This window comes from Hydrogenophaga aromaticivorans, assembly GCF_013387465.1.
Classification (GTDB): domain Bacteria; phylum Pseudomonadota; class Gammaproteobacteria; order Burkholderiales; family Burkholderiaceae_C; genus Hydrogenophaga; species Hydrogenophaga aromaticivorans.
This window is the reverse complement of sequence record NZ_VYGV01000025.1, coordinates 37,389-53,035: the sequence shown is the minus strand read 5'-3', so window position 1 is coordinate 53,035 and position 15,647 is coordinate 37,389. Positions and strand designations below refer to the sequence as shown.

12 protein-coding genes are annotated in these 15,647 nt (G+C 69.0%); 6 read left to right on the top strand and 6 right to left on the bottom strand.

The window, feature by feature from the left end; translation table 11 throughout:
* Window positions 1–68: 68 nt before the first annotated feature.
* Window positions 69–2,168, top strand: a complete 2,100-nt coding sequence (locus F3K02_RS22320) for a TonB-dependent receptor family protein (protein ID WP_177138063.1) — start codon at window positions 69–71, stop codon at window positions 2,166–2,168.
* 54 nt (window positions 2,169–2,222) lie between these two features.
* Here F3K02_RS22320 and F3K02_RS22315 read toward each other — a convergent pair whose 3' ends face one another.
* Together F3K02_RS22315 and F3K02_RS22310 are read right to left on the bottom strand one after the other, a co-directional pair.
* A complete protein-coding gene (locus tag F3K02_RS22315; protein ID WP_177138061.1) occupies window positions 2,223–2,963 on the bottom strand; it encodes an ATP-binding cassette domain-containing protein in 741 nt (246 codons plus the stop codon).
* Window positions 2,964–3,110: 147 nt separating this feature from the next.
* Window positions 3,111–4,088 carry a tripartite tricarboxylate transporter substrate binding protein gene (locus F3K02_RS22310; RefSeq protein WP_177138050.1) on the bottom strand — a complete coding sequence of 326 codons (978 nt, stop codon included), beginning with the start codon at window positions 4,086–4,088 and terminating at the stop codon, window positions 3,111–3,113.
* Between the two features lie 268 nt (window positions 4,089–4,356).
* Here F3K02_RS22310 and F3K02_RS22305 point away from each other — a divergent pair, with 268 nt between their 5' ends.
* The 5 genes from F3K02_RS22305 (at window position 4,357) to F3K02_RS22285 (ending at window position 9,347) form a co-directional block, all read left to right on the top strand.
* Entirely contained in the window at window positions 4,357–5,352 is a 996-nt protein-coding gene (locus F3K02_RS22305) for a PQQ-dependent catabolism-associated beta-propeller protein (RefSeq protein ID WP_177138047.1), read from the top strand.
* A 179-nt stretch (window positions 5,353–5,531) separates the two neighbouring features.
* On the top strand, window positions 5,532–6,668 hold the full coding sequence (locus F3K02_RS22300; protein ID WP_246309721.1) for a type 1 periplasmic-binding domain-containing protein: 1,137 nt from the start codon (window positions 5,532–5,534) through the stop codon (window positions 6,666–6,668).
* Window positions 6,650–7,495 carry an ABC transporter permease gene (locus F3K02_RS22295; RefSeq protein WP_177138043.1) on the top strand — a complete coding sequence of 282 codons (846 nt, stop codon included), beginning with the start codon at window positions 6,650–6,652 and terminating at the stop codon, window positions 7,493–7,495. Before F3K02_RS22300 ends, F3K02_RS22295 begins: the two co-directional genes overlap by 19 nt.
* On the top strand, window positions 7,492–8,295 hold the full coding sequence (locus F3K02_RS22290; protein ID WP_177138041.1) for a quinoprotein dehydrogenase-associated SoxYZ-like carrier: 804 nt from the start codon (window positions 7,492–7,494) through the stop codon (window positions 8,293–8,295). Before F3K02_RS22295 ends, F3K02_RS22290 begins: the two co-directional genes overlap by 4 nt.
* Window positions 8,296–8,357: 62 nt before the next feature.
* Window positions 8,358–9,347: a quinoprotein relay system zinc metallohydrolase 1 gene (locus tag F3K02_RS22285; RefSeq protein WP_246309719.1), complete on the top strand. Its 990-nt coding sequence runs from the start codon at window positions 8,358–8,360 to the stop codon at window positions 9,345–9,347.
* 144 nt (window positions 9,348–9,491) lie between these two features.
* Here the strand turns inward: F3K02_RS22285 and kdpE are convergent, their stop codons facing one another.
* From kdpE to kdpB, 4 genes are read right to left on the bottom strand one after another with little or no spacing between them, the layout of a single operon-like run.
* Window positions 9,492–10,184 (bottom strand): two-component system response regulator KdpE, encoded by a 693-nt coding sequence (kdpE, locus tag F3K02_RS22280; RefSeq protein WP_177138037.1) that lies wholly within the window; start codon window positions 10,182–10,184, stop codon window positions 9,492–9,494.
* Window positions 10,181–12,889, bottom strand: coding sequence for a DUF4118 domain-containing protein (locus F3K02_RS22275; protein ID WP_177138035.1), 2,709 nt, complete (start codon window positions 12,887–12,889; stop codon window positions 10,181–10,183). Before F3K02_RS22275 ends, kdpE begins: the two co-directional genes overlap by 4 nt.
* 28 nt (window positions 12,890–12,917) lie before the next feature.
* Window positions 12,918–13,538: a potassium-transporting ATPase subunit KdpC gene (kdpC, locus tag F3K02_RS22270; protein ID WP_177138033.1), complete on the bottom strand. Its 621-nt coding sequence runs from the start codon at window positions 13,536–13,538 to the stop codon at window positions 12,918–12,920.
* 19 nt (window positions 13,539–13,557) lie between these two features.
* Window positions 13,558–15,636, bottom strand: a complete 2,079-nt coding sequence (kdpB, locus tag F3K02_RS22265; protein ID WP_177138031.1) for a potassium-transporting ATPase subunit KdpB — start codon at window positions 15,634–15,636, stop codon at window positions 13,558–13,560.
* Window positions 15,637–15,647 lie beyond the last annotated feature (11 nt).

Genomic DNA, 15,647 nt, shown 5'->3' with positions numbered 1-15,647 from the left:
TGTTTAAAAAGAACCCGGCCATGCGAACATTGATGGCGGGCACCACCACCCCACGACAGGAGACAAACATGAACCCCCTCAACACCCTGCGATGCACACGCCTGACGGCGGCCATGGCCCTGGCCTGGGCGGCAGCACCGATTGCCACCAGCGCCCAGACCCTGTCGGAGGTGGTGGTCACCGCCAACCGCGAGGCGCAGCGGAGCTTTGACGCGCCGGCCGCCATCCAGGGCATTGGCCGCGAGACCATCGAGGCCGCCGGGCCGCAGGTCAACCTCTCGGAAGCCATCAACCGCATCCCGGGCGTCACGGTTCTGAACCGCCAGAACTACGCGCAGGACCTGCAACTCTCCATCCGCGGCTCGGGTTCGCGTGCGCCCTTCGGCATCCGCGGCGCGCGCCTGATCGTGGACGGCATCCCCGCCACCATGCCTGACGGCCAGGGCCAGGCGTCCACCATCAGCCTGCCGTCGGCCGAACGCATCGAGGTGCTGCGCGGTCCGCTGGCCCAGCTGTACGGCAACTCGTCGGCGGGCGTGCTGCAGGTCTTCACCGCCGACGGCCCCGAGCGGCCCGAGCTGCGCACGAGCGTCGACCTGGGCAGCGACGGCCTGCGCCGCTACGGCCTGCAGGCCGCAGGGCAGAGCGGGGCGCTCAACTACGTGGTGGACGTGAGCGACTTCCAGACCGACGGCTGGCGCGTCAACAGCGCGGCCGAGCGCCAGCACCTCAACGCCAAGCTGCGCTGGGCCTTCAGCGAGCAGACCCGCCTGACCCTGGTGGCCAATGTGTTCGACCAGCCCGTTTCCGGTGATCCGCTGGGCCTGACGCGCGAGCAGTTTGAAGCCGACCCGCGCCAGGCGGTTGCCAACTCCACGCTCTACCAGGCCGGCAAAGACGTGTCGCAGAGCCAGCTGGGTCTGGTGCTGGACCACCGGGTGGACGCCGCGAGCAGCCTCACGGCGCGGGTCTACGCCGGCCAGCGCGATCTGGACAACCGCCTCTCCATCCCGCTGTTTGTGCAGACCGCGCCCACGGCGGCCGGTGGCATCGTGCAGCTGGACCGCAGCTACAGCGGGGCCGGCCTGCGCTACACGCGCCGCATCCCCGCCGGTGAGGGTCAGGTGCAGCTCAGCGCCGGGCTGGACCTGGACCGCATGAGCGAACAGCGCCGCGGCTACATCAACAACTTCGGTGTGCAGGGCGACCTCAAGCGCGACGAGGACGACAGCGTCAACAGCGCCGGCCTCTACACCCAGGCCGACTGGGCCATCAACGAAGACTGGAGCGCGGTGGCCGGCCTGCGCCTGAACCGGGTGGACTTCCGCGTGAAGGATCACTTCATCAACGGGACCAACCCCGACGACAGCGGCGAGGTCGACTTCAGCGCCACCAACCCGGTGCTGGGCATCACGCGCCACCTGAGCGCCGACACCAACGTGTACGCCAACGTGGGCCGGGGATTCGAGACGCCCACGCTCACCGAGATCGCCTACACCGCCGACGGCAGCGGCCCCAACCTGTCCCTGCGCTCGGCGCGCAGCACGCACATGGAACTGGGCCTGAAAACGAAGCTGGCCGAGGGCCACCGCCTCGACGTGGCGCTGTTCCGCATCAACACCAGCGACGAGATCGTGGTGGCGTCCAGCAGCGGGGGCCGCACCATCTACACCAACGCCGGCAGCACCCGCCGCTCCGGCCTGGAGCTGGCCTACAGCGGGCAGCTCGCGCCCGAGTGGCGCACGCACGTGGCCCTGTCCACGCTGAGCGCGAAGTTCGCCGACGCCTTTGCCAGCAGCAGTGGCGCCACGGTGGCCAAGGGCAACCGCATTCCCGGCACGGTGGACCGCGCGCTGTTCGCGGAGCTGGCCTGGCAGCCGCGCGCCGTGCCCGGCATGACGGCCGCGCTGGAGCTGGTGCACCAGGGCGGCATGGCGGTGGACGACCTCAACAGCGACCGCACCGAGGCCGCCACCCTGTTCAACCTGCGCCTGGGCTTCGAGCAGAAGCTGGGCGCCTGGAAGCTGCGCGAGTCGCTGCGCCTGGACAACGTGGCCGACAAGGCCTACATCGGTTCGGTCATCGCCAACGACGGCAACCGCCGCTTCTTCGAGCCCGCGCCGGGTCGGCAGTGGGGTCTGGGCCTCTCGGCCACCTACACGTTCTGATCCCGCTCCTCCCCCTCTCCCCCTGGGAGAGGGCAGGGGTGAGGGCGCATGCGCTCACAGGCTTGGCTTCTCCAGCGCGCGCAGCACCTCGGTCTGGAAATCGCCGCCCTGCGATGCCTGCATGAAGGCGTCGATCGAACCGTCGAAGCGCACCGTGCCCTGGTGCAGCAGCATCAGACGGTCGGCGACCTTAACCTCTTCGATCAGGTGTGTGGCCCAGAGCACCGCCATGCCGCGCGTGTGGCACAGGCTGCGCACGGTGTCGAGCAGGTGCTGGCGTGAGGCTGGGTCCAGGCCCACGGTGGCCTCGTCCATCAGCAACACGGCCGGTTCGTGCAGCAGCGCGCGCACCAGCTCCACCTTGCGCCGCGTGCCACCCGAGAGGCTGCGCACCACGGCCTTGGCCTGATCGCCCAGGCCCATGGCGGCCAGCCCGTCGGCGATGCGCTGTTTGGCCACCGCGCGCGGCAGGCCGTGCAGGTCGGTGTGGAACAGCAGGTTGGCCATCACCGAGAGGTCCATGTCGAGCGCGCTCTGCTGGAACACCACGCCCAGCGACGCCAGCGCGCGGCTGGGGTGGCGCTGCATGTCGTGACCCATCACCACGATCGTTCCCTGGTCGGGGCTGAACAGGCCGGTCAGCAGTTGCAGCAGGGTGGATTTGCCCGCACCGTTGGGCCCCAGCAGGGCCAGCATCTCACCGGCCTGCAGCGCCACGTTGACGCCCTTGAGCGCGGGTTTGCCGTTATAGGCCTTGTGCAGGTTCTGCGCGGTCAGCAAAGGGGTGGTGGTCATGGTGGATGTGGACTTGGTTCACTGCGCGTTTCGCGACTCGCTATGCATGAAGCGGTCCCGCCAGGGACACCGCCGGGCCGGCTTTGCCGGACGGCTGGTGTCGCCCCCTTTGAGGGGGTCGCGCGCAGCGCGGCGGGGGTGTTCATCCTAGCCGGCGGGGCGGGCCAGCAGGTTCATGCGTTTGAGCAGGCGCTTTTCATGCTCCACCGTGGCCAGCACGGCTTGCCGGTAGTCGTGCGTGTTGAGGTAGTCCAGGCCCTGATCGTACTTGGCCAGCGCGGCCTGGTGCCGCTCGCTGAACATGGCGCGGCGGAACACCTCGTGCAGTTTCTGCACCACCGCCTCCGGCGTGCCGCGCGGTGCGGCCAGGCCCCAGGGCGAGGTGTAGACCGCCTGCTCGTAGCCCAGCTCGCGCATCGTCGGCACCTCGGGCCAGCGTGGGCTGCGCTGCGCGCTGAAGGTGGCCAGCAGGCGCATCTGGCCGCGGTCCACCCAGGGGGCGAAACCGGTGGAATTGACGCCGGCCATGATCTGCGCGCCCGCGATCGCCAGCATCTGGTCGGCCGTGCCTTTGTAGGGCACGTGCACATAGCGCACATCGTGGTTCAGCAAGATCTCTTCCATCGCCAGGTGCGCCGTGGTGCCGATGCCGGTCGAGCCCAGCACCAGTTCACCCGGGTGCTTCTGGGCCCAGTCCACCAGATCGGCGAGTGTCTTCCAGGGGCTGCTGGCGGGCACCAGCACGCCGAAGGTGACGCCCGAGACCTGCAGGATGGGGCTGAGGTCGGTCACCGGGTCCCAGGGCACATGGTTCATCAAGGCGTGGCGGTACACCGTGATCGGCACCTGGCCGATGGTGTGGCCGTCGGGTTCGGCGGCCTTGAGCAGTGGCGCCACCTGCGTGCCCGCCGCACCCGGTTTGTTGATGACCACGATGGGCTGGCCCAGCAGCGGCTCGGCCTCTTCGCACAGCACCCGCAGCGTCAGGTCGGTCTGGCCGCCCGCGGGCCAGGGCACGATGAGCTGCAGCGGTTTGCTCGGCCAGCTGGCGGTGTTGCTGCTGCCCGGTTGCGCCAAGGCGCGGGGCAGGGCGGATGCGAAAGCGAGCGATACGCCCAGGCCCATGAAGCCGCGCCGTGAAACTCCGATCGTGCAGTGCTGGAGCGCATCAAGGGTTTTCCCTGTGCCATTTTTGAACGCTGGGCGTGACGGTATGTGTCTCATGGGGCGGTGTTTGTGTCTCCAGCGCCCGGGAAAGCCCCGGGCACCGGTGGTTTTCAGGCAATTTCTGTTCCCGTGCGCCTGGCACCTTTTTTGCAGACCACTCGTGTGCACCTCGACGTGCGCCGGACGAACACCGTTCGCCGATACCCAACAAGACAGGAGACTTTTCATGCCCCTTCGTGCCCCGATGGCTTGTGCCCTGCGCGCCGTGTCACTCGCCGCAGCCGCCGCCTCGCTCGCCTTGTCTGCCCAGGCCCAGGGTGCCGGCAAGGTCTATGTGTCCAGCGAGAAGGACAACAAGATCTATGTGTTCGACACCCAGGGTGAGCGCACCGGCGCCATCGACGTCTGCAAGCGTCCGCGCGACATGAGCTTCAGCGGCGACGGCCAGCAGATCCTCGTGATCTGTGGCGACAGCAACGCCATGGGCCTGGTGGATGTGGCCACCGGCAAACTGGCCGGCACGGTGCCCCTGGGCGACAGCCCCGAGATGTTCGACCTCAGCCCCGACGGCAAGACCGCCTACGTGTCGATCGAAGACGAGAACGTGGTGGCTGCCTACGACATCGGCACGAAGAAGGCGGTGTTCGAGGTCAAGACCGGTGGCGAACCCGAAGGCGTGCTGGTCACGCCGGACGGCAAGACGGCCTACGTCACCTCCGAGGTGGCCAACGTGGTCCACGTGATCGACCTCGGCACGAAGAAGGTCACCAAGAACATCAAGGTCGGCAAGCGTCCGCGCCGCTTCGTGCTCTCGCCCGATGGTGGCGAGCTCTGGGTGACCAACGAACTGGACGCCACGGTCAGCGTGGTCGACACCAAGACGAACACCGAAAAGCAGAAGATCAAGTTCGAGGTGAAGGGCATGCGCCAGGCCGACATCACGCCCGTGGGCATGACCATCAGCCCGGACGGCAAGAGCATGTGGGTCGGGCTTGGCAAGGCCAACCATGTGGCGCAGGTGGACGTGGCCACCAAGGCGGTGAAGACGCAGGTCCTGGTGGGCAAGCGCGCCTGGGGCATGGGCTTCCACCCCGATGGCAAGACGCTGTACGTGGCCAATGGCCTGTCGGACGACATGACGATGGTGGACACGGCTTCGGGCAAGGCGCTGAAAACAGTGCCGGCTGGTCGCGTGCCGCACTCGATCCTGGTGGGTAAATGACCCACCCCCGTCGCTTGCCCACTTCCCCGGCATCGGCGAATGTCGATGACGCAAGTGGCCGCTCCGCCCCTCAAGGGGCAATGCCTACGGCCTGGCGAAGCCAGTTCCGCGGCATTCTGGGTTTGGGTCTGTGGCGCGCCTGCGGGTTGGCTTTGCTGGGCGTTTCGGGTCTTGTTTCTTTGCCCTCTTTCGCGGCCACCAAGGTCACCATCGCGGTGGTGTCACTCGACGGCGATCCGCGGCACGCGCCGCGCCGCATGGAGAAGGCCTATCCGGGTCACCCGACCGGCCGCGCCATCGACGGCGTGAAACTGGCGGCGGAGGATTCGGCATTTGAGCTGGATGCGGCCGGGCTGGAGCTGGTGGTGAAGGACGTGGTCTTGCTCAACGCCGCTGCGCTGCCCAAGGCGCTGGCCGAGCTGAAGGCTTTGAGGGTGCAGCACGTGGTGGCCGATCTGCCGCTGGCCGAGTTGCGCGCGCTGGTGCAGGCCACGCCCGCTGCACTGGGCGGTGCCATCGTGTTCAACGCCGCGCTGGACGACGACAGCCTGCGCGGCGCCCAGTGTGCCGCCCACCTGCTGCACACCGCCCCCAGCCGTGCCATGCTCGGCGACGCGCTGGCCCAGTACCTGGCCGCGCGCAACTGGCGCAAGGCGCTGCTGTTGCAGGGTCCGTTGCCCGGCGACGCGCTGATGACCGAGGCCTTCAACCGCTCGGCCAAACGCTTTGGTATCAAGGTCGTGGCGCAGAAGCCGTTCAAGCTCACCGGCGACCCGCGCGAACGCGACCTCGGCAACACGCGCCTGCTCACCGGCGACCGCGAACACGAGGTGGTGGCGGTGATGGACAGCGACGGCGAGTTCGCGCGTTTGCTGCCCTACGCCACGCAGTGGCCGCGCCCGGTGGTCGGTGCCAACGGCCTGGTGGCAACGGCCTGGCACCCGCAGTGGGAGCGGTACGGCGGCCCGCAACTCACGCGCCGCTTTGGCAAGCTGGTGGACCGGTCGATGCAGGGTCCTGACTGGGCGGCCTGGGCTGCAGGCCGCGCGGTGGCCACCGTGCTCGCCGAGAACCCGAAGGCGCCGGTGGCGCAGCAGCTCAAGGCGCTGCGCGGCGGCAGCACCACGCTCGACGGCTTCAAGGGCCGCACCCTGTCGTTTCGCGCCTGGGACGGCCAGCTGCGCCAGCCGCTGTTCCTGAGCCATGTGGACGGCGTGGTCGGCACCGCGCCACTCGACGGCGTGTTGCACCCGAAAGAAGTGCTCGACACGCTGGGTGTCGATGAACAGGAGAGTGCATGCAAGTCGCGTCCGTGATACCGATCGCAGCGCCCCCGCTGCCCGTTCACCTGCTGCGCGCCCTGCGCGCGGTGGTGGGCCGCGAGCTCAACCGCTTCCTGCGCCAGCCCACGCGCCTGGGCTCGGCGCTGGTGCGGCCGCTGCTGTGGTTCGTGGTGTTTTCGGCGGGTTTCAACAACGTGTTCGGCGTCGCCATCGTGCCGCCCTATGAGACCTACATCGAATACAAGGCCTACATGGTGCCCGGCCTGCTCGGCATGGTCGCCCTGTTCAACGGCATGCAGAGCTCGCTCTCGATGGTGTACGACCGCGAGATGGGCGTGATGCGCCTGCTGCTTACCGCGCCGCTGGCGCGCGGCTGGCTGCTGGCCTTCAAGCTGCTCGCGGGCACCTGTTTGTCGGTGCTGCAAATGGTGGTGTTCCTCGCCATCGCCTGGGCCTTTGGCGTGGAGGTGCCGCTGACCAACCTGCCGGGCCTGCTTGTCGCCATGGCCTGCGGCGCCACCATGCTCGCCGCGCTCGGGCTGATGCTCTCGGTGTACGTGAAACAGCTGGAGAACTTCGCCGGCACCATGAACTTCGTGATCTTCCCGATGTTCTTCATCAGCCCCGCGCTGTACCCGCTGTGGAAGCTCGAAGAGTCGGGCGCGTGGTGGTTGCTCCACCTCGCTGAGTGGAACCCGTTCACCCACGCGGTCGAGGCCATGCGCTATGCGCTGGTGGGGCAGTTCACGGCGTTGTCGTGGTCGGTGGTGGTGGGCTGCGGTGTGGTGTTTTTTGTGGCGGCGCTCTGGGGCTACGACCCGCAGCGCGGGTGGGTCAAGACCAAAGGGGGCGGCGGATGACGCGGTTTTTTCAACGCAGGCAGTTGCTGGCCAGCGGCTTGCTCGGGGCGCTGCTGCCCGCTGCTTTGCGAGCGCAGGACGACCAGACCGGTGGCGATCCGCTGGGCTCCATGCAGTACCCCAGCCTGCGCGAGCAGACCATCGGCAAGGCCATGGCGAAGTTCTCCGACGCGGTGGTGATCAAGGGCCCGGCCTTTGCCGACGACGCGATGAACGTGCCGCTGCTGGTGGACGCGCGGGGACTCGACAAGGTGGGCGGCGGAGTCGCGCGCATCCGCGTGGCGGTGGACCGCAACCCGGTGCGCCAGGTGCTGGACTTCGAGCCCCTGCGCGCGCTTCCCATGCTGGCATTCCGCATCCGCATGGAGCAGGCTTCGCCGGTGCGCGCTTTCGTTCAAACCAAAGACGGGCAGTGGCACGTGGGCAGCACCTGGGTGCAGGCGGCGGGCGGCGGCTGCACGGTGCCCGGCCTCACGCGCGCCGACGGTTCCTGGAGCAAGACCCTGGGCCAGGTGCAGGCGCGCTTTTTCAACAACGTGCTCGAAGGCAGCCGGCGCCTGCGTGTGCGCGTGATGCACCCTATGGACACCGGCCTGGTCGCCGGCATTCCGGCTTTCTACATCGAAGACCTGCAGCTGGTGGACAGCACGGGCCAGGCCTGGTGGAAGCTGACCTTGCACGAACCGGTGTCGGAAAACCCGCTCATCACCTTCGAACTGCCACCGCAGGCGGTCCCGGGTCTGCGACTGATCGGTCGCGACAACAACGGCAACCGCATCGATGCCGAGGTGGGGGCATGAGCGCAGCGCAGGGCCGTTCCCAAGCAAGCTCGCACCGCAGCCCTCAGGGCGGAGGTATCTCATTGAAGCGCTGGCTTTGCGCGGCCGTCTTCGCCTTGGCGGGTACCGCGCAGGCTCAGACCATCGCCGTGCCTCCGCCGGCATCGAAGCCCGACGCCGCCACCTTCAACTACGACCTGCAGCCGCGGCAGATCGCCGAAGGCACCTGGGTCATCGAAGGCGCGGTGCAGGACTTCAGCCGCGCCAACGGCTGCAACATCATCAACACCGCCTTCATCGCCACCGGCGCGGGCGTGGTGGTCATCAACACCGGGCCTTCGCGCCTGTACGGCGAGCAGCAGCGCCGCGCCATCGAGCGCATCACGCGCGAGCCGGTGCAACGCGTGATCGAACTCAACCTGCACCCTGACTACTTCTTCGGCAACCAGGCCTGGGCCGACCGGCCCACGCAGGCGCTGCCCGGCAGCATCAGCGGCATGCAGGCCGAAGGCACGGCCTACGCCGACAACCTCTACCGACTCTGCGGCGACTGGATGCGCGGCACAGAGTCCACCCCCGCGCGCGAGGCCGTGTTGCCGCAGACCCTGCAACTCGGCCAGCACAAGCTGGAACTCAAACGCCTGCACGGCCACACCGCCGACGACCTGGTGCTGCTCGACCACCGCACCGGCGTGCTGTTCGCCGGCGGGCTGGTGTTTGCCGAGCGTGTGCCGACCACACCGCACGCCGACTTCGCCGCCTGGCTGGCCAGCCTCGACGCGCTGGAGCAGTGGCACGCCAGCGGTGCGGTGAAAACCGTAGTGCCAAGCCACGGCCCGGTGCACACGGGTCTGGCCGGTGTGCAGCAGACGCGCGGCTGGTTGCGCTGGCTCACCACGTTGATGCAAGAGAGCGCCGAGCGCGGGCTCGACCTCGGCGAAGTGCTGGGCACCCCCGTGCCCGAACGCTTCAAACGCTGGGCCGCCCAACCCGCTGAGCTGCACCGCAGCCTGACCCAGTGGTACCCGCGCTACGAACAAAAGGTGATGGCCGCACCCAACTCCGGGCGTTGACCTGAAGGGACGTCCCTGCGGGAACGGGGAGGGCCAGAAAACACCTCCGGAGCGAGGTGCCCCACCCAGAACGCGGCGGAACCGGCTTTGCCGAGCCGCATCGCGTTGCCCCCTGGGGGGTCGCGCGCAGCGCGGCGGGGGGGATCAATTCCTGAACCGGTAACCGACCCCTGTTTCGGTGATCAGGTGCTTGGGCATCGAAGGCTGGTCCTCGATCTTCTTGCGCAGGTTGGCCATGTGCACCCGCACGTAGTGCATGTCCTCCTGGTGCCCGGGGCCCCACACGGCCTTGAGCAACTGGGCGTGGGTGATCACGCGGTCGGGCTGTGAGGCCAGGTGCGTCAGCAGCTTGTATTCGATCGGGGTGAGGTGCAGCTCCTGGCCCGCACGCTCCACCACGCGGCGCACGAGATCGATGCGGATGTCGCCGAACGCGATCTGCGGCTCGCCGGCCGGCGTTTGCTGCTGGTGGCGGCGCAGCTGGGCACGCACACGCGCGCTGAGTTCGCCCGAGCCGAAGGGCTTCACCAGGTAGTCGTCGGCGCCGGCGTCGAGTGCGGCGATCTTGCTCGCTTCGGCGCTGCGGGCCGAGAGCACGATCACCGGCATGGACGACCATTGCCGCAGTTCGCGGATGAGCTCCACGCCGTCGCCGTCGGGCAGACCCAGGTCGAGAATGACCAGATCGGGTGGGCGGGTCGCGGCCTCGATCAGCCCGCGCTGGTAGCTCTCGGCCTCGTGCACCGTGTGGCCCTCGGCCACCAGCGTGAGTCGCACGAAGCGCCGGATGTGGGCCTCGTCTTCGACGATCAGGATCTGGCTGCCGGGTGGGGTCATGGCTCGGGGGGTTCCTCGGCGGCGGCGGTGGTTCCCAGGTCGGACGGCGGCTTGCCGCGCGGCAGGGTGATGACGAAGCGGGCACCCTGCACGACACCACCTGCCTCGCGATTGTGACCCTCGATCGTGCCACCGTGGGCCTCCACGATGGCGCGGCAGATGGCCAGGCCCAGGCCAACGCCCGGCAGGGCGCTCTCGCGTTGACCCCGTTCGAACTTCTCGAACACCCGCTCTTCGCGTCCCCTGGGCAGACCGGGGCCGTGGTCGTCCAGCGTGAGCACCACGGTGTCGCTGCGCGAGCGCGCAAAGAGGTGGATGTCGCTGCCAGCGGGGGTGTATTTGCTGGCGTTCTCCAGCAGGTTCACCAGCACGCGCTCGATCAGCACGGCGTCCAGGTGCAGCAGCGGCAACCCGTCGGGCAGGTCCACGCGGATGTCGCGTCCGGCCAGCAGGCTGTCGCAGACCGCCAGCGCGCTGCCCATCACCTCTTCCAGCGGCTGCCAGGCGCGGTTGAGCTGCACGGCGCCGGCCTGCAGGCGGGCCATGTCCAGCAGGTTGTTCACCAGCGCGCTCATGCGCTGGGCCGACTGCCGCATGGCACCGGCCACCTCGCGCTGCGCCACGCTCAGGCCCGGCGGTGTGAGTTCCAGCGCATCGGCCAGGCCCACCATCGAGGTCAAGGGCGTGCGCAGGTCGTGCGAGATGGCCGAGAGCAGCGAGTTGCGCAGGCGTTCGGATTCGATCTGCACCGTGCTGCTCTGCGCCACGTCGATGTAGTGGATGCGTTCCAGCGAAATCGCCAGCAGCGAGGCGCAGGTCTGCAACAGGCGGCGCTGTTCGGTGCCCCAGGGTCGCTGCCCCGGTGGCTCGATCACCAGCACACCGCGCACGCGCATGGGTGCCTTCAGCGGCAGCACCAGGCAGGCACTGGCGGGCAGGGTGTCGGTGCCGCGGCCGGCTTCCTCGCCGCGGTCGAAGGCCCATTGCGCCACGGCGGTGTCCACCGGCGCGGTGGCACCATCCATGGTCTGCAGCCGGTCGTGTTCGTCGGCCACGAGCAGGGCCGAGCGCGCGCCGAACTCGCCGGTGAGGAACCGCGCACCGATCTGTGCCACCTGCGTGTTCATCAACGCGGCGGACAGGTCGCGAGACATGTCGTACAGGCTGCGCACGCGGTGCTCGCGCTGCGTGGCCGCCTCGGCCTGTTGCTTCAGGCCGGCGGTGAGCTGGCCCACCACCAGCGCCACCACCAGCATCACGCCGAAGGTGACCACGTATTCCACGTCGCTCACCGCGAAGGTGAAACGCGGCGGCACGAAAAAGAAATCGAACAGGCCCACGCCCAGGAACGCGGCCAGCACCGCCGGCCCCCGCCCGAACACCAGGCTGACGCCCACCACGGCCAGCAGGAACAGCATGACGATGTTGCTGAGTTCCAGCACGCCCAGCAGCGGCGTCGCCAGCACAGCGGTGGCACCGCAGACTGCGGCCGCCCACAGGTAGCCGCGCCAGGTCCCCTCAACGCGTTCCGCGGGCGCGGTGGCCTGCCGCGTTTCGGCGGTGGCCGGTTTCCCCACCTGCACCAGGTCGAGGTCGTCGGCCTGGGCGGCGATGCGGCCGGCCACGCTGCGCGACCAGGGCCAGCGGCGCGCGCGGCGTCCGAGCACCAGCCGCACCAGGTTGTGCTCGCGCGCATAGCGCACCAGGGCGGTGGCGGTGTCGGGGGCGGAGAGGGTGGCGGTGGTCGCGCCCAGCGATTCGGCGAGCTGCAGTGTGCGTTGCGCCCCCTCGCCCAAGGGGCGCCCCGGGGTTTCCACGTGCACCGCGTGCCAGGGCACGCCGAGCTGGGCCGCCGTGCGCGCGGTGCTGCGCACCACCTTCTCGCCGTGCGCGTCGGGCCCCACAGCGGCCAGCAGGGCTTCGCGGTTGGGCCACACCGGTTTGTCGGCGCTGCCCTGGCGGTAGGCGCGCATCTCGTCGTCCACCCGGTCGGCGGTCCGGCGCAACGCCAGCTCGCGCAGCGCCAGCAGGTTGCCCTTGCGGAAGAAGTTGGCCGCCGCGCGCTCGGCGCGGTTGTCGCCGTCGCGCGGCAGGTAGACCTTGCCGGCCTTCAGGCGCTCCAGCAGCTCGTCGGGTGGCAGATCGACCACCACCACCTCGTCGGCTTCATCGAAGAGGCGGTCGGGCACGGTCTCCCAGACGCGGATGCCCGTGATGCCGCTGACAATATCGTTGAGGCTCTCCAGGTGCTGCACGTTCATCGTCGACCAGACGTCGATGCCGGCGGCCAGCAGTTCCTCGGCGTCCTGCCAGCGCTTGGGGTGGCGCGAACCGGCCACGTTGCTGTGGGCCAGTTCGTCGAGCAGCACCAGCGCCTGATCGTGCAACGCGCCGAAGGCGAGCGCGGCGTCGAGATCGAATTCCTGCAGCTGGTGGCCCCGGTAGGGCACGGACCGCAGGGGCAGGCGCGGCAGATCGCGCGCCAGTGTTTCGGTGTCGGGCCGGCCGTGGGTTTCGACCACGCCGATGATCACCGGTGTGCCTTGGGCGTGGGCGACGCGGGCCGCGGCCAGCATGGCGTAGGTCTTGCCCACGCCGGCCGAGGCACCAAAGAAAATCTTCAGGTTGCCGCGTCGCGCACGCGCTTCTTCCTGCTGCACCCGGGCGAGCAGGGCGTCGGGGTCTGGGCGGGAGGGCTCGGTCATGGCTGGGGGCATTGTCACCCGCCATCGCTCACGGTTTGGCCTGGGCGTCGAGCGCCAGGTTCAGGGCCAGCACGTTCACGCGCGCCTCCCCCATGAAGCCGAGCCACGCGCCCTCGGTGTGCTGGTCGACGAGGGCGTTCACCTGCTCGGTAGGGAGACCCCGCACGCGCGCCACACGTGTCACCTGGTAACGCGCTGCGGCCAGGCTGATGTGCGGGTCCAGACCACTGGCCGAGGCGGTGACCAGGTCCACGGGCACGGGCGCGTTGTTGCCGGGGTCGGCCGCGCGCAGCGCAACGATGCGCGCCTGCACCGCTTCGGCCAGCGCCGGGTGGCTGGGACCGAGGTTGGAGCCACCGGACGCGGCGGCGTTGTAGGCCATCGGCCCGGTCGCCGAGGGGCGGCTCCAGAAGTGGCCGGGCAACGAGAACGGCTGGCCGATGAGTTCGGAGCCCACGGTCTGCCCGTCGCGCTGGACCAGGCTGCCGTTGGCCTGGTGCGGAAAGACCGCCTGCGCCACGCCGGTGACCAGCAGCGGGTACAGCAGGCCGGTGACCAGGCTCAGCACGAGGAACAGCACGATGGCTGGGCGCAGCACCGGGCTCTTGTCGTCGGGCTCAGTGGGGGTGGTTTGAAGTGAGTGGTTCATGGCATTCCCTCGGGAAGGTTCAGGCAAGGCCGGCAACAGAAATCAACAGGTCGATCGCCTTGATACCGATGAAGGGCACGACCACGCCGCCCAGGCCGTAGATGGCCAGGTTGCGGCGCAGCAGCACGGCGGCGCTGACGGCGCGGTAGCTCACGCCCTTGAGCGCCAGCGGGATCAGGAACACGATGATCAGCGCGTTGAAGATCACGGCCGACAGGATGGCCGAGTTGGGGCTGGCGAGCTGCATCACGTTGAGCGCCGACAACTGCGGGTAGGTGGCGACGAAGGCCGCCGGCACGATGGCGAAGTACTTGGCCACGTCGTTGGCGATGCTGAAGGTGGTGAGCGCGCCGCGCGTCATCAGCATCTGCTTGCCGGTCTCGACGATCTCGATCAGCTTGGTCGGGTTGCTGTCCAGGTCGACCATGTTGCCGGCCTCCTTGGCGGCCTGCGTGCCGGTGTTCATGGCCACCGCCACGTCGGCCTGGGCCAGGGCGGGTGCGTCGTTGGTGCCGTCGCCGGTCATGGCCACCAGCCGGCCCTGCGACTGGTGTTCGCGGATCAGCTTGAGCTTGGCCTCGGGCGTGGCCTCGGCCAGGAAGTCGTCCACCCCCGCTTCGGCGGCGATGGCCGCCGCCGTGAGGCGGTTGTCGCCGGTCACCATCACGGTCTTGATGCCCATGCGGCGCAGTTCGGCAAACCGTTCCTTGATGCCGCCCTTGACGATGTCCTTGAGTTCGACCACACCGAGCACCTGGGTGCCGTCGGCCACCACCAGCGGCGTGCTGCCGCGGCGCGCCACGTCGTCCACCGCGGTCTGCAGTGCCGCCGGGAAACTGCCGCCCAGCGCTTCGACATGGCGACGGATCGAGTCGGCCGCGCCCTTGCGCACCGCGCGACCCTTGCCGTCGGGGCCCTGCAGATCCACACCGCTCATGCGGGTCTGCGCGGTGAAATGAACGAACGTGGCGCCGAGTGCGGCCACATCACGTTCACGCAGGTTGAACTTCTGCTTGGCCAGCACGACGATGCTGCGGCCTTCCGGCGTTTCGTCGGCGAGCGAGGCGAGTTGCGCGGCATCGGCCAGGTCGGCCTCCTTCACGCCGGGCGCGGGCAGGAAGGCGCTGGCCTGGCGGTCGCCAAGGGTGATGGTGCCGGTCTTGTCGAGCAGCAACACGTCCACGTCGCCGGCGGCCTCCACCGCGCGGCCCGAGGTGGCGATCACGTTGGCCTGCATCAGCCGGCTCATGCCGGCCACGCCGATGGCGCTGAGCAGGCCGGCAATCGTGGTCGGGATCAGGCAGACCAGCAGGGCGACCAGCACCACCAGGCTCACCGGCTGGCCAGCCCCGCTCGCCGCCACACCGAATGTGGAGAACGGCAGCAGCGTGACCACGACGCCGAGGAACACGATGGTCAGCGCCACCAGCAGGATGGTCAGCGCGATCTCGTTCGGCGTCTTCTGGCGCTTGGCGTTCTCGACCATCGCGATCATGCGGTCCACGAAGGTTTCGCCCGGGTTCACCGTGACGCGCACGACCACCCAGTCCGACAGCACGCGCGTGCCGCCGGTCACGGCCGAGAAGTCACCGCCCGATTCGCGGATCACCGGCGCCGATTCGCCGGTGATGGCGCTCTCGTCCACAGAGGCCACGCCGTCGATCACCTCGCCGTCGGCGGGCACGGTGTCGCCGGCCTCGACCAGCACAAGGTCGGTCTTGCGCAGGTTGTCGGCCTCCAGCGGGTGCCAGTGCAGGGCGGTGCGCGGCGTGCCGCGCTCGTAGCTGGATTCGAGCTTCTTGGCCCAGGTCTGTTTCTTGAGGCCGCGCAGGCTGGCGGCCTGCGCCTTGCTCCGGCCCTCGGCCATGGCTTCGGCGAAGTTGGCGAACAGCACCGTGAACCACAGCCACAGCGCCACCGCGATGGTGAAGCCCTCGGGCTGGGCGATGGCCAGGGCGGTGGTGAAGGCGCTGCCCACGTAGACCACGAACATCACCGGGTTGCGGCGCTGCACGCGGGGGTCGAGCTTGCGAAAGGCGTCGATCAGGGCCGGACGCATCAGCGCCGGGTCCAAAAGGGGCAGGGTTTGTCGACTCATGGTGATCCTCC